The sequence below is a fragment of the Nocardia yunnanensis genome (genome assembly GCF_003626895.1).
Lineage (GTDB): Bacteria > Actinomycetota > Actinomycetes > Mycobacteriales > Mycobacteriaceae > Nocardia > Nocardia yunnanensis.
On sequence record NZ_CP032568.1, the window covers coordinates 1,473,359 to 1,488,880 of the forward strand.

The 15,522-nt window shown below is 71.4% G+C and carries 1 protein-coding gene (running past one end of the window); it reads left to right on the forward strand.

Annotated elements, in window-relative coordinates; genetic code table 11:
* Positions 1–15,522, forward strand: the 5' portion of a protein-coding gene (locus D7D52_RS07055) for a non-ribosomal peptide synthase/polyketide synthase (protein WP_120735582.1). 2,613 nt of this gene lie beyond the right edge of the window; 15,522 of the gene's 18,135 nt are visible here — the first part of the coding sequence; it begins with the start codon at positions 1–3; the stop codon falls past the right edge of the window.

A 15,522-nucleotide genomic window follows, 5' to 3' on the forward strand; every position in this document is an offset into this window, starting at 1 on the left:
ATGACAAGGGAGGCTCTGGTGCAGGGAACGGACTCGAGTGGGCTCGGACCGAGTGACGTGTCGTCGGACAGCTCGTCGGACCTCGCGGCGCCTTTTCCCCTCGGACCCGCTCAGCTCGGCATCTGGTACGCCCAGCTGCTCAATCCCGACGTGCCGATCAGCATGGCCCAATATGTCGACATCCAAGGCGATTTCGATGTCGATCTGCTCTTGCGGGTCTACCGCGAGGGGGTGCCGATCTTCCGTTCCTCCCAACTGCGCTTCACCGAGATCGACGGCCGGCCGATGCAGTACATCGACCCGGAGGTCGGCTACGACACCGCGCTGATGGACCTGCGCGGCGAACCGGATCCCGTTGCGGCGGCGCATGAATGGATGCGGGCCGAGGCGCTGCGCCCGGTGGACGTCATCGCCGATGTCGAGCGGCTGTTCGCGCCCACCCTGATCCGGGTCGCCGAGCAGCGCTGGTTCTGGTTCGTGACCGGCCATCACATCGTCGGCGACGGCTACGCCGCCATGAACACCATGCAGTGGTCGGCCCGCCGCTACACCGCCCTGCGGCGCGGGCTCGAACCCGAGCAGGTCAAGGTCGGCACCCTGCGCGAACTGGTCGACGCCGAGTTCGCCTACCGCGAGAGCCACCGCTTCCAGCTCGATCGCGAGCACTGGATGCGGCGCACCGCCGGACTCGAGGGCGGCACCACCCTCAAGGGCCGCTCGGCGCCGCCGCGCGCGGGCAATATGAAATTCGGCGGCACGCTGCCGGAGGCGCTGCATCGGCGCATCGAAGAGGTTGGCGCACAGCGGGATTGCGGCGTCTCCGGGGTGATCGTCGCGGCGTTCGCGGCCTATCTGGCCCGGTTGACCGGCAAGGACGAGGCGGTGCTGAGCCTGCCGGTGACCGCCCGCACCACCGCGGTCATGCGGCGCTCGACGGGCATGCTGTCCAATATCGTGCCGCTGCGCGTCCCGGTGGGCGACGACGCCACCTGGGGTGGGCTGCTGACCTCGGCGCGGGTGGAGATCTCGGGTGCGCTGCGGCATCAGCGCTACCGCCACGAGGACATCCACCGCGATGCCGAGCAGCAGGGCGGGGTGTCCTCGCGGGCGCTGTTCGGGCCGATGGTCAACATCATGCTGTTCCATTCCCAGCTGCAGTTCGGGGATGTCACCGCGCGCATGCACCTGATGTCCAACAGCCCCATCGAGGACATGAGCCTCAACCTCTACTACGAGGAGAACGACCGGATCCGCCTCGAGGTCGAGGTCAATCCGAACCTGTACACCAGCACCGAGAACGTCCGGCACCACCGGCGTTTCCTCGATTTCCTCGCGCGCCTGGTCGAGCTGGATCCGGCCGCCCGGCTCGCGGACGTGGATGTCTGCACCGAGCTGGAACGCGATGTGGTGGTGCGGTTGTGGAACGACACCGTGCATCCGGTCGATCCGGCCGCGACCCTGGTCTCGCTGTTCGAGGAGCAGGCCGCCCGCACGCCCGCGGCCACCGCGCTGCGTTTCGCCGGCGCCCCCGACCTCACCTACGCCGAGTTCGCCGAACGGGTGAATCGGCTTGCCCGCCATCTGATTTCGCTGGGGATCGGCCAGGAGTCGCTGGTCGCCCTGCATCTGCGGCGGTCGCCGGAGCTGCTGGTCGCCCTCTACGCCGTGCAGGCCGCCGGCGGCGCGTACGTGCCGCTGGATCCGGACCACCCGGCCGAGCGCACCGCCCACATCCTCGCCACCGCCGCGCCCGCGCTGGTGCTGGCCACCACCGCCGAGCGTCCCGAAACCGACGTCACCACACTGGATCTGGACGCGCTGACCGAGCTGCTGGCCGGCTACCCGTCCGCCCCGGTGACCGATGCCGACCGGCTCGCGCCGCTGCGGCCCGCCAATACCGCCTATGTCCTGTTCACCTCGGGCTCCACCGGCCGCCCCAAGGGCGTCATGGTCTCGCATGCCGCGATCGTGAACCGGCTGGCGTGGATGCGCGCGACCTATGGCATGACCGCCGCGGATGTGACGCTGCTCAAGACGCCCATCACCTTCGACGTGTCGGTGCCGGAGCTGTTCTTCGCTTTGGAGATCGGCGCGACCCTGGTGATCGCCCAGCCCGACGGGCACCGCGATCCCGCCTACCTGCGCGCGACGATCGCCGAATACGGCGTCACCACAGTGCATTTCGTGCCCTCCATGCTGGAGGCGTTCCTCACCGAACTGGAGCGCGACGGCGCCGGTGACGACCTGCGCACGGTGCGGCGGGTCTTCATCTCGGGTGAGGCGCTGCCCGGCCCGGCCGCGCAGCGGCTGCGCGCGCTGACCGGCGCGAGCCTGCACAATCTCTACGGTCCTACCGAAGCTGCGGTCGAGGTCACCTATCACGAGGTGACGGCCGCGGACACCGTGTCCGTGCCGATCGGCGCACCGGTGTTCAATACCCGGCTGTACGTGCTCGACGCGCGTGTGCGGCCGGTCCCCGTGGGGACCCCGGGTGAGCTGTATCTGTCGGGGGTTCAGCTCGCCCGGGGTTATGCGACGCGTCCCGGCCTGACCGCCGAGCGCTTCGTGGCCGATCCGTTCGCCGCGGGCGAGCTCATGTACCGCACCGGCGACCTGGTCCAGTGGACCGACAACGGTGAGCTGGAATACCTGGGCCGCACCGACTTCCAGGTCAAGCTGCGCGGCCTGCGCATCGAGCTCGGCGAGATCGAGACCGTGCTGGCGGGCGTGGACGGGGTGGCGCGCGCGGTGGTGATCGTGCGCGACGAGCAACTGATCGCCTATGTGGTCGGGGCCGCGGATCTGGACGTGGCGCGGTTGCAGGCCGCGGCCGGGCGCGCGCTGCCGGGCTACATGGTCCCGACCTCCTACATGGTGCTGGACGCGTTGCCCGTCAACGCCTCCGGCAAATTGGATCGGGCCGCCCTGCCGGATCCGGTCCGGGTGGCCGTGCGCTACGAGGCCCCGGTCACGGTGACCGAGCGGGCGGTGGCCCGGGTGTTCGCCGAGGTGCTCGACGCCGCGGAGGTCGGGCGCGGCGACGACTTCTTCGCGCTCGGCGGCAACAGCCTGGTCGCCACCCAGGTGGCGTCGCGCTTGAACGCCGAACTGGGCTGCCGTCTGACGGTACGCGAGATGTTCGGCGCCACTTCGGTTTCGGCGCTGGCCGAGGTCATCGACGCCCAGTTCGTGAACGAGGACGCGGCGGCCGGGCACGCGATCGCGCTGGTGCGCCGCGAGCGCCCGGAGCCGCTGCCGCTGTCCCCGGCGCAGCAGCGCATCTGGTTCCTCAATCGGTTCGACACCGGCAGCGCCGGCTACAACATGCCGTTCGTGGTGCGGCTGCGCGGCGCGGCCGACGAGGCGGCGATGGGGGCCGCGCTGACCGACGTGCTGGCCCGCCACGAGGTGCTGCGCACCGTATTCCCCTCGACCGCCGCGGGTTTCGCGTGCCAGCGGGTGCTGGAGGTGGCGTCGGTGGCCGTGCCGGTGGACCGCGAGACCGTCGACGCCGACGAGCTGGACACCCGCTTGCGCGCCTTCGCGACCAGCGGCTTCGATCTCGAGCACGAGATCCCGTTCCGTGCACGGTTGTTCACCGTGACCGGCGCGGTCGCCGACGATTGCGGACTGGGCGGTCCGGTCACCGTCGACTCGGCCGATCTGGACGTGCCCGACTACGCCATCGCCATGGTGCTGCACCACATCGCCGCCGATGGCCTCTCGCTGCCGATCCTGGCCCGCGATCTCCTCACCGCCTACCTGGCCCGCGTCGCCGATCAGGCGCCCGCCTGGGAGCCGCTGGCGGTGCAGTACGCGGATTACACGCTGTGGCAGCGGGATCGCCTCGGCAGCGCCGAGGACGCGGATTCGCTGCTGTCGCGGCAGCTGGACTTCTGGCGCGAGACCCTGGCCGGCGCGCCGGACCTGCTGGAACTGCCCGCCGACCGCCCGCGCCCGGTGATCGCGACCGGCCGCGGCGCGAAGCTCGGCGTCGAGCTGCCCGCGGAGTTGCACGCGCGCATCGCCGAAACCGCTCGCGGCGCGGGCGTTTCGACGTTCATGCTGGTGCACGCCGCGCTCGCGGTGCTGCTCGCGCGCCTGTCCGGTCAGTCCGACATCGTGATCGGCACCCCCGTCGGCGGCCGCGGCGCGCGCGAACTCGACGACCTGATCGGCATGTTCGTCAACACGCTGCCGCTGCGCACGGAGGTCGACGGCCGGCTGTCCTTCGACGATCTGGCGCGCCGGGTGCGCGACACCGATCTCGCCGCCTTCGCGCACGGTGACGTGCCTTTCGAGCAACTCGTCGAGGTGCTCAATCCGCCCCGCTCGACCGCCCGGCATCCGCTGTTCCAGGTGGCCCTGTCGTTCACCGCAACCGGAGACATCAGCCTCGAACTGCCCGGATTGCTTGCCACGACAGGTACGCTGGATACCGGAGTGACCAAATTCGACCTCTCGGTCGCGGTCACCGAAAGCTTCGCCGGTGCCGGTCCCGGGGAAGGTCCGGCACCGGCGGGGATCCACGCGGAGTTCGAATTCGCGCTGGATCTGTTCGATTCCGCCACCATCGAGGTCTTCGCGCACCGCTTCGTGCGCCTGTTGTGGGCCGTTACGGCCGATCCGTCCGTCCCGGTGGATGCATTGCCGGTTTTGTCCGAGGACGAATACGCCGATCTGACAACCCGTTCCGGCGCACCCGTGCCCGCGGTCCGGTTGCTGCCGGAGATCATGGCCGATGCCGTCGCGGCCGCACCTGACCGAATTGCGTTGATCGAGAAGGATATCCGGTTCACCTATACCGAACTGGACGCCACGTCGAATCGCTTGGCGCGCCTGCTGATCGCGCGCGGCCTCGGCCCGGAGGACCTGGTGGCGGTCAGCCTGCCGCGCTCGGCGGACTACATCGTCGCCGTCTGGGCCATCGCCAAGACCGGCGCCGCCTGGGTCCCGGTGGATCCCGCCTTCCCGGCCGAGCGCATCGACTACATCGTCCGCGACGCCGGCGCGGTGCTCGGCCTGACCGTCGGCGCGGTGCGCGACGCGCTGCCCTGCGCCGTGCCGTGGCTGCTGCTCGACGACGCCGAATTCACCGCCGCCCGCGCGGCTTTCCCGGCCGGCCCGATCACCGACGCCGACCGGGTGCGCCCGCTGCGCGCCGGCAATGTCGTGTACTCGATCTACACCTCCGGCTCCACCGGCCTGCCCAAGGGCGTCGTGGTCACCCACTCGGGCCTGGCGGGCCTGTCCGAGGCGCAGTACGAGCGTTTCAGCGGCAGCCCCGACGCACGGGTCCTGCACGTCACCAGCTCGTCCTTCGACGTCTCGGTGGGCGAGCTGCTGCTGGCGCTGCGTGCGGCCGCCACGCTGGTGGTCGCGCCGACCGGTGCGCACATCGGCGACGAGCTGGCGGAAGTGATTCGCGCGCACGGGGTCACCCATGTCTTCATGACGCCGTCCGGCGCGAGCACCATCGATCCGGCGGACGTGCCCAGCCTGCGGCATGTCGCGGTCGGCGGCGAGGCGGTGTCGCCGGAGCTGGTGCGGCGCTGGGACGAGGCCGGGCGGGAACTGATCAACGCCTACGGGCCCACCGAGGCGACCGTCGTCGTGAACATCACCAGGGCGATCCGCACCGGTGCGACCGTGACCATCGGCCGCCTGATCCCGGGCGCGCGCGAATGGATCCTCGACGACCGGCTGCGGCCGGTTCCGGTCGGCGCGATCGGCGAGCTGTACCTGGGCGGTCTGCCCATCACCCGCGGCTACCGCAATCGCGCCGAGCTCACCGTGAGCCGTTTCGTGGCCTGCCCGTGGGCTCCCGGTGAACGGATGTACCGCACCGGAGACCTGGTGCGCTGGACCGCCGACGGCGAGGTGGAGTACCTGGGCCGCAACGACTCCCAGGTGAAGCTGCGCGGCTTCCGCATCGAACTGGGCGAGATCGAGGCGGCGCTGGCGGCGCTGCCGCAGGTGCGCACCGCCGTCGTGGTGCTGCACCACGACGCCGCGCGCGGCGATCAGCTGGTGGCCTATCTGGTGCCCGCGGCCGGCGGGGTGGACGTCGCGCAGGTGCGTGCCGCGCTGGCGGAACGCTTGACCGCGTACATGATTCCGTCGGCGTTCATGGTGCTGGATGCCATGCCGATGACCGTCAACGGCAAGCTCGACTACCGCGCGCTGCCCGCGCCGGTGTTCACCGCACGCGAATTCCGCGCTCCCGCAACGCCGATCGAACTGCTGGTGGCCGAGGTCTTCGGCGAGGTGCTGGGGCTGACACCCGCCGCCGACGCCACCCCGGTGGCCGTGGCGATGGCGGCGCTCCCGGCCGCCGCCGGCCAGGACGCGCTCATGGCGTCGAACAGCACTGCGGCAGCGGCGGATTCGGCCGCCGCCGAGAAGCAGGTCGCCGTCGGCGCGGACGACGACTTCTTCGAACTGGGCGGCAATTCGCTGCTCGCCACCCAGGTGGTGGCCCGCCTCGGCGCGGCCCTGGACACCACCGTGCCGGTGCGCCTGCTGTTCGAGGCGTCCAGTGTCGCCGAGCTCGCGCTGCGGCTGGCCGAGCTGGCGGGCGCCGGCGGGCGTCCGCCGCTGGTGGCGGGGGAGCGGCCCGAGGTGGTGCCGCTGTCGTATGCCCAGCAGCGCATGTGGTTCCTCAACCGCTTCGACAACAGTTCCGTCGCCGACAATCTGGTCGCCGCCATTCGCCTGGACGGCCCGCTGGACGCGGACGCCCTGGCCGCCGCGGTCACCGATGTGGTGGCGCGGCACGAGACCCTGCGCACGGTGTATCCGGCGGTGGACGGCGTGGGCCGCCAGCTGGTGCTGCCGGTCGAGGAGTCCGGGGTCGCCCTGGCGCTCGAGCCGGTCCAGTCGCCGGATCCGGCGGCGCGGATCTTCGAGCTGGCGGTGCTGCCGTTCGCGGTGGACGAGCAGGCGCCGGCGCGGCTGACGCTGCTGCGCCTCGCCGACGAGACCCACGTGCTGGTGCTGGGCGTGCATCACATCGCCGCCGACGGCTGGTCCATCACGCCGCTGACCCGAGACCTCATGCTGGCCTACGCCGCCCGGACCGCGGGCGAGGCCCCGGCGTGGACGCCGCTGCCGGTCCAGTACGCCGACTACACGCTGTGGCAGCGCGCCCTGCTGGGTTCGGAGGACGATCCGGAATCGGTGCTGGCGGCGCAGATTCGATTCTGGCGGGCCGAATTGGCAGGCCAGCCCGACACTTTGGAGCTACCCGGCGATCGGCCCCGCCCGGCCGTGGCCACCCGCCGGGGCGCGCAGTACCGTTTCACCATCTCCGCCGCCCGGCACGCGCGCCTGCGCGAGCTGGCCGAGGGCGATCGCGCCACCCTGTTCATGGCGCTGCACGCCGCCTACGCCACGCTGCTGGCGAAACTGTCGGGCACCAGCGACATCTCGATCGGCTCGGTGGTCGCCGGCCGCGGTGAGCAGGCCCTCGACGAGCTGGTCGGCATGTTCGTCAATACCGTGGTGTTGCGCACCGAGGTGGCGCCCGGCCGGTCCTTCCGGGAGCTGCTGGCCCAGGTGCGCGACACCGATCTGCGGGCCTTCGCGCACGCCGAGGTCCCGTTCGAGCTGCTGGTCGAACGGCTCAGCCCGATGCGCTCACAGGCCCGCCACCCGCTGTTCCAGGTGGCCCTCGATCTGCAGAACACCACCCCGGCCACTCTCGAGCTCGACGGCCTGCGCGCGACGCGCATCGACCTGGATCCCGGCATCGCCAAGTTCGACCTGCAGCTGTCGCTGGTCGAGGACCGCGCCGCCGGTGGGCTGGACGCCGTCTTCACCTACGCCACCGACCTTTTCGACGAGGCGACCGTCGCGGCGTTCGCGCGCCGGCTGGACGTGGTGCTGGACGCGGTCACCGCGACCCCGGACCGCCCCGTCGGCGATATCGATCTGCTCACCGACGACGAGCGCGCCCGGGTGCTGACGGACTGGAACGACACCGCCCACGACCTTCGCTCGGCGCTGCCGGTCGGCGCGTTCGGCCAACCCACCCCCGCCACACTGGTCGCGTTGTTCGAGGCGCGGGCGCTGACCTGCCCGCACGCGCCCGCCGTCGAATTCGAGGGCACGACCCTGTCCTATGGCGAGTTCGCCGACCGGGTGCATCGCCTGGCGCGCAAGCTGGTCGAGGCGGGCGTGGGCCCGGAATCCCGGGTGGTGCTGGCGATCCGCCGTTCCCACGAACTGCTGATCGGCATGTACGCGATCCTGGCCGCCGGCGGCGCGTACGTGCCCGTGGATCCGGATCAGCCCGCGCAGCGCACCGAGTACGTGCTGGAGGCGGCGGGCCCGTCGGTCGTATTGACCACGGCCCGTGACGGTTTCGCCGCCGGCACCGACCTCCCGGTGCTGGCCGTCGACACCCTCGACCTGTCCGGCTACCCGGCGACCCCGCTGACCGACGCGGATCGCCGTGCGCCACTGCGCGAGTCGAACGCCTGCTATGTCATCTTCACCTCCGGTTCGACCGGCCGCCCCAAGGGCGTGGCGGTCTCGCACGCGGCGGTGGTCAACCGCCTGGTGTGGGGTCAGCAGCGCTACCGCATGACCGCCGCCGACGTGGTGCTGCAGAAGACCCCCTTCACCTTCGACGTGTCGGTGTGGGAGTTCTTCTGGCCGCTGCAGGTCGGCGCCCGCCTGGTGGTGGCCGCCCCCGACGGCCACCGCGATCCGAAGTACCTGGCGGACTTGATCATTCGCGCGGGCATCTCCCACGCGCATTTCGTGCCGTCCATGCTCGCGGTCTTCGTGACCGAACCGGCCGTCGCCCGCTGCACCAGCCTGCGGCAGGTGTTCGCCTCCGGTGAGGGCCTGCCCGCCGGCACCGCGTTCAAACTGCGCGAGCTGACCGGCGCGCGCCTGCACAATCTCTACGGCCCCACCGAGGCCGCCGTCGAGGTCACCCACCACGAGGTGACCGACACCGACACCGCGTTCGTGCCCATGGGCCGCCCGGTGTGGAACACCCGGACCTATGTGCTGGACGGCCGTCTCAACCCGGTGGCCCCCGGCGTCGCCGGTGAGCTCTACCTGGCCGGCGCTCAGCTGGCGCGCGGCTACCTGGGTCGCCCGGACCTGTCCGCGGATCGCTTCGTGGCCAACCCGTTCGGCACCGGCGAGCGCATGTACCGCACCGGCGACCTGGTCGCCTGGACCGCCGACGGCGAGCTGAACTACCTGGGCCGCACCGACTTCCAGGTGAAGCTGCGCGGCCTGCGCATCGAATTGGGCGAGATCGAGGCCGCGCTGCTCGCGCAGCCCGGCGTCGATCAGGCTGTGGTGCTGGTGCGTTCGGATCCGCACGCGGGCGATCAGCTCGCCGGCTATCTGCGGCGCGAGCCCGGGCACGTGATCGACCTGGACGCCGTCAAGACGGCGCTGGGCGGCCTGCTGCCCTCGTACATGGTCCCGGCCGCGTTCGTGATCCTCGACGAGTTCCCGGTGAACACCTCCGGCAAGCTGGATCGTGCGGCGCTGCCCGCCCCGGTCTTCGAGACCGCCGCCTACCGCGCCCCCGAGACGGTGGCCGAGGATGTGGTGGCCGGTGTGTTCGCCGATCTGCTCGGCATCGACCGGATCGGCGCCTACGACGACTTCTTCGCCCTCGGCGGCAGCTCCCTGATCGCCGCGCGCGTGGTCGCCCGGGTGGGCGCGGCGCTGGACGCCGAACTGTCGGTGCGCGATCTGTTCGACGCCCCGACCGTCGCCGGGCTGGCCGCGGTCGCCGAATCCCGTTCGGGCAGCGGCGCTCTCGCCCCGCTGGCGGCGCGGCCGCGGCCCGCGCGGGTGCCGCTGTCGGACGCGCAGCGGCGCATGTGGTTCCTCAATCGCTTCCACGCCGACACCGAGGGTGTCGGGCCGGGCGCGGCGGCGGACAACATTCCGATGGTGCTGCGGGTGTCGGGTCCGCTCGGCGCGGCGGCCCTGCATGCCGCCCTGCGCGATGTGGTCGCCCGCCACGAGACCCTGCGCACCGTCTACCCCGACGGTCCGGACGGCCCCGTGCAGCAGGTGCTGGCGGCGGGGGCGGCCACGCTGCTGACCGCGCCGGTCACCGCCGGCGAACTCGCGGACCGGATCACCGCGGTGATCGCCCGGCCGTTCGACCTGACCGCCGAAATCCCGGTTCGCGCAGCCGTTTTCAGCCTCTCACCCGACGATCACGTGCTGGTGCTGGTGGTGCATCACATCAGCTCGGACGGTTTCTCGATGGGCCCGCTGGCCGTCGATTTCATGACCGCCTATCAGGCCCGGCGCGCGGACGTCGCCCCCGGCTGGACCCCGCTGCCCGTGCAGTACGCCGACTACACCCTGTGGCAGGCCGAACGTCGTGGCGACGAATCCGACCCGACCTCGCTCGCGCACCGCGAACTGGCGTTCTGGCGGCAGCGCCTGGCCGGGCTGCCCGAACAACTGGAACTGCCCACCGATCGCCCCCGCCCGGCGGTGGCCTCGCTGCGCGGCGGCACCCACCGGGTGCGCGTGGACGCCGAATTGCACGGCGGCCTGCTGGATCTGGCGCGCGCCCACGAGACCACGCTGTTCAGCACCGTGCACGCGGCGCTGGCCGTCCTGCTGGCCCGCCTGTCGGGCGGCACCGACATCGCGATCGGCACCCCGGTCGCCGGCCGCGGCCACCAGCAGCTCGACGGCCTGGTCGGCATGTTCGTCAACACCCTGGTCCTGCGCAGCCAGATCGATCTGCGCGCCGGCTTCGGCGCCGTGCTGGACGCGGTCCGCGCCGAGGACATCGCCGCGCTCTCACACGCCGACGTGCCGTTCGAGCGCTTGGTCGAGGTGCTGGCCCCGGCCCGCTCCCAGGCCCGGCACCCCCTGTTCCAGGTGGCCCTGACCTTCCACAATTACGCGCTGCCGGAGGTGCGGCTGCCCGGCCTGTCGATCCGGCCCGAAACCCTGGACACCGGGGTGGCCAAGTTCGATCTCCAGTTCACCGTGCTCGAGAACCACGGCCCGGACGGTCGCCCGGCCGGCCTGGACATCGAAATCAGCTACGCCAGCGACCTTTTCGACGCCGAGACGATCGCCGGCCTGGCGGGCCGATTCGACCGGGTGCTGGCCTCGGTGGTCGCTGACGACACCGTGGTGGTCGGCGACATCCCGCTGCTCACCCTCGAGGAGAGCGTGCGCGTCCTGCACGAATGGGCCGGCACCGGACCCGATATCGCCGAATTCACCACGCTCGCCGATCGTTTCGCGGCCGCGGCCGCCCTCGATCCCGCCGCACCGGCCGTGCGCGCCGGCGACGTGACCCTCGCCTACGACCAGCTCGACGCCCGCTCCAACCGGCTGGCCCGCTGCCTGATCGCGGCCGGCGTCGGACCGGAATCCCTGGTGGCCGTGGCCCTGCCGCGCACCGAGGCGCTGGCGGTGGCGCTGCTCGCGGTGATCAAGGCGGGCGGCGGCTACCTGCCGATCGACCCCAACTACCCGGCCGACCGCATCGCCTACGTGATCGACGACGCCCGCCCGGTGTGCGCGATCAGCAGTACCGCCGCCGGATTGCCGCCGGGCTGGATCGACGCTCCGGTGATCGAGCTCGACACTGTCGATCTCGACGGCTATGCCGCCGCCCCGATCACCGATCGGGACCGGCGCGCGCCGCTGCGCCCGGCCGACACCGCCTACGTCATCTACACCTCCGGTTCCACCGGCCGCCCCAAGGGCGTGGTGATCCCGCACCGCAATGTGATCCGCCTGTTCGACAATGCCCAGGGCCACTACGGTTTCCGGGCCGACGACGTGTGGACCATGTTCCACTCCTACGCCTTCGACTTCTCGGTGTGGGAGCTGTGGGGCGCGCTGCTCTACGGCGGCAGCGTGGTGATGGTCGACTGGTTCACCTCACGCTCGCCGCAGCAGTTCCGCGAGCTGCTGTCGACCGCCGGCGTGACCGTGCTCAACCAGACCCCGTCGGCGTTCTATCAGCTGATCACCGCGGACGCCGAGTCGGAATCCGAACTGGCCCTGCGGTATGTGATCTTCGGCGGCGAGGCGCTGGAACCGCAGCGCCTGGCCGGCTGGTTCGACCGCCACCCGCAGGCCCCGGCGCTGATCAACATGTACGGCATCACCGAGACCACGGTGCACGTCTCCTACCGGCCCATCGGCCCGGACACCGGTTCGGCCAGCGTGATCGGCGGCGCCCTGCCGGGACTCACCGTGCGCGTGCTGGATTCGCGCCTGCGTCCGGTCCCGATCGGCGTGCCCGGCGAAATCTATGTCTCCGGCGGCCAATTGGCACGCGGCTACCTCGACCGCCCCGGCCTGACCGCGGGCCGATTCGTGGCCGACCCGTACGGCGCGCCCGGCGAATCCGCCTACCGCACCGGCGATCTGGCGCGTTGGACCGCCACCGGTGACCTGGAGTATCTGGGCCGCATCGATCAGCAGGTGAACCTGCACGGCTTCCGCGTGGAGCTGGGGGAGATCGAAGCCGCGCTGCTGCGCGACGCCCGGGTGCGCGAGACCGCCGTCATCGTGCGCCACGACGAGGCGGCCGACGTCTCGCGTCTGGTCGGCTACGTCGTGCCCGCACCGGAAGCCGTGCTCGACACCGCGGAGCTGCGTTCCGCGCTCGCGGCGGAACTGCCCGAGCACATGGTGCCCGCCGCCCTGGTGGTGGTGGACCGAATCCCGTTGACCGTCAACGGGAAACTGGATCGCGCCGCCCTACCCTCGCCGGTTTTCGAGGGCGGCCGCTACCGGCAGCCCGCGACCGTGGCCGAGGAACTCGTCGCCACCGTGTACGCGGATCTGCTCGGCCTGGAACGGGTCGGCGCGGACGACGACTTCTTCGCTCTGGGCGGCAGCTCGCTGCTGGCGGCCAAGGCGGTCGCCCGCATCGGCGCGCTGTTCGACACCACCGTCGGGGTGCGCGCGCTGTTCGAGGCGCCGACCGTGGCCGCGCTGGCCGTGCGCGTGCAGGCCGAGGCGGACGGCCCCCGGCGGCCCGCACTGGTCGCCGGGGGCCGTCCCGAGCAGCTGCCGCTCTCGCCCGCGCAGCAGCGCATGTGGTTCCTCAACCGTTTCGACCGTGACTCCCTCGCCTACAACATCCCGGTCGCGCTGCGGCTGTCCGGCGAGCTGGACGTCCCGGCGCTGGAGGCCGCGTTCGCGGCGGTGATCGAACGCCACGAGTCGCTGCGCACCGTCTACCCGGAGCTGGCCGACGGCCCGGCACAGGTGATTCACCCTGCCGCCGAGGTGATTTCGGAGCTGAAGCCGGTCGACGCCACCGAGCACGAACTGGTGGCCCGAATCACCGAACTCGCCACCACCACCTTCGACGTGACGGTGGACGTGCCGGTGCGCGTGCTGCTGCTGCGGCTGGTCGACGCCGACGGCGCGCCCACCGGTGAGCACGTGCTCGCCGGTGTGCTGCACCACATCTCGGCCGACGGCTCCTCGGTGGTCCCGTTCGTGCGCGACCTCATGATCGCCTACAACGCCGCCCTGGCCGGGGTCGAGCCCGGCTGGTCGCCGCTGGCGGTGCAGTACGCGGACTACGCGCTGTGGCAGCGGGCGCTGCTGGGTGCGGAGGACGATCCGGAATCGGTGGCCGCCAAGCAGCTCGCCTACTGGCGCGAGACCCTGGCCGGGCTGCCCGACCAGCTGGACCTGCCCGCCGACCATCCGCGTCCGGCGCGACAGAGCCTGCGCGGCAGCTACTTGCGGCTCCCGCTGGACGCCGAACTGCACGCCGGTCTGACCGACCTGGGCCGCCGCCACGGCGCGACCCTGTTCATGGTGGTGCACGCGGCCTGGGCGGCCTTGCTGTCGCGGCTGTCGGGCAGCTCGGACATCGCGGTCGGCACTCCCATCGCGGGCCGCGGCGAGGCCGCGCTCGACGACGTGATCGGCATGTTCGTCAACACCCTGGTGCTGCGCACCGGCACCGATGCCGCCGAACCGTTCAGCGCGCTGCTGGCGCGGGTGCGCGCCGGTGACATCGCCGCCTTCGGCAATGCCGACGTGCCGTTCGAGCGCCTCGTCGAGGTGCTCAACCCGGTCCGCTCCACCGCCCGCCACCCCCTGGTCCAGGTGGGCCTGTCGTTCCAGAACCACGAACGCGCCACCCTGGAACTGCCCGGCCTCACCGTCTCCGAGGTCGAATTCGACACCCACGTGGCGCAATTCGACCTGCACCTGTTCGCGGTCGACCGCTACGCCGACTCCGGCGCCCCCGCCGGGCTGGAGCTGACCCTCGGCTACGCCCACGACCTGTTCACCGAGTCCACCGCGCAACGGTTCACCGCCGCCCTGGCCCGGGTCCTGGAAACCATTGCCGCCCAGCCCGATATCGCCATCGGCGACATCGACCTGCTCGGTGCGGGCCTGCGCCGGCGCATCCTGCACGACTGGAACGCCACCGCCCACCCGCTCACCCCCGCCACCCTGGCCGACCTGTTCGACGCGCAGGTCGCGTCCGCCCCCGACGCGGTGGCCCTGCTGGACAACACCGGAACCGCCCTCACCTACGCGGAATTCGACGCCCGAGTAAACCGCCTGGCCCGTCGCCTGATCACCGCCGGCGTCGGCCCCGAAACCGCCGTCGTCCTCGCCATGCGCCGCGGCCTCCACCTCGTGATCGCCATGTACGCGGTGGTCAAAGCTGGCGGCGCCTATGTCCCGATCGACCCCGACCACCCGGCCGACCGCATCCAGTACGTCGTCGACACCGCAAAGCCGGTATGCGTGCTCACCACGTCCCGCGACGCCTTCGAGCTGTCCAGCCCTCCTCATCCCGATGGCACCGACTCTCGTCATGCCGATGGCACCGACTCTCGTCATGCCGATGGCACCGACTCTCGTCATCCCGGCGCGCTTTTTGGCCGGGATCCACACGGCGAGGCGTTGGATTCCGGCCAAAAGCACGCCGGAATGACGGAGGTCCTGCGCGTCGATGAGCTCGACTTGTCGGCCTATTCAGCCGAACCGGTAGCGGATGCCGACCGGCTCACCCCGCTGCGCCCGGACAACACCGCGTACGTGATCTTCACCTCCGGTTCCACCGGTCGCCCGAAGGGTGTCGCGATCTCACACGCCGCCATCGTCAATCAATTGCGCTGGCTGCGGGCTACTTTCGCGCTCGGGGCGAGCGATCGCGCGTTGCTCAAGACACCCGCCACCTTCGACCTGTCGGTGTGGGAGTTCTGGTCCGCGTTGACCTCCGGCGGCAGTCTGCTGGTGTCGGCCGCGGGTGAGGAACGCGATCCGGATCGCCTGCGGGCGTTGATCGCCGAGCACGGCGTCACGGTGCTGCACCCGGTGCCGTCGTTGCTGGGCATGCTGCTGGCGGCCGGGCCGCTGCCGGAGTCGGTGCGCGCCGTGCTGGCCATCGGCGAGGCGCTGCCCGCCGCGACCGCCGGGGAGTTCCTCGACCACCATCCGGTCGAGAACGGCGGTGGCGCAGCACTGTTCAACCTCTACGGGCCGACCGAGGCGGCGGTCTCGATCACC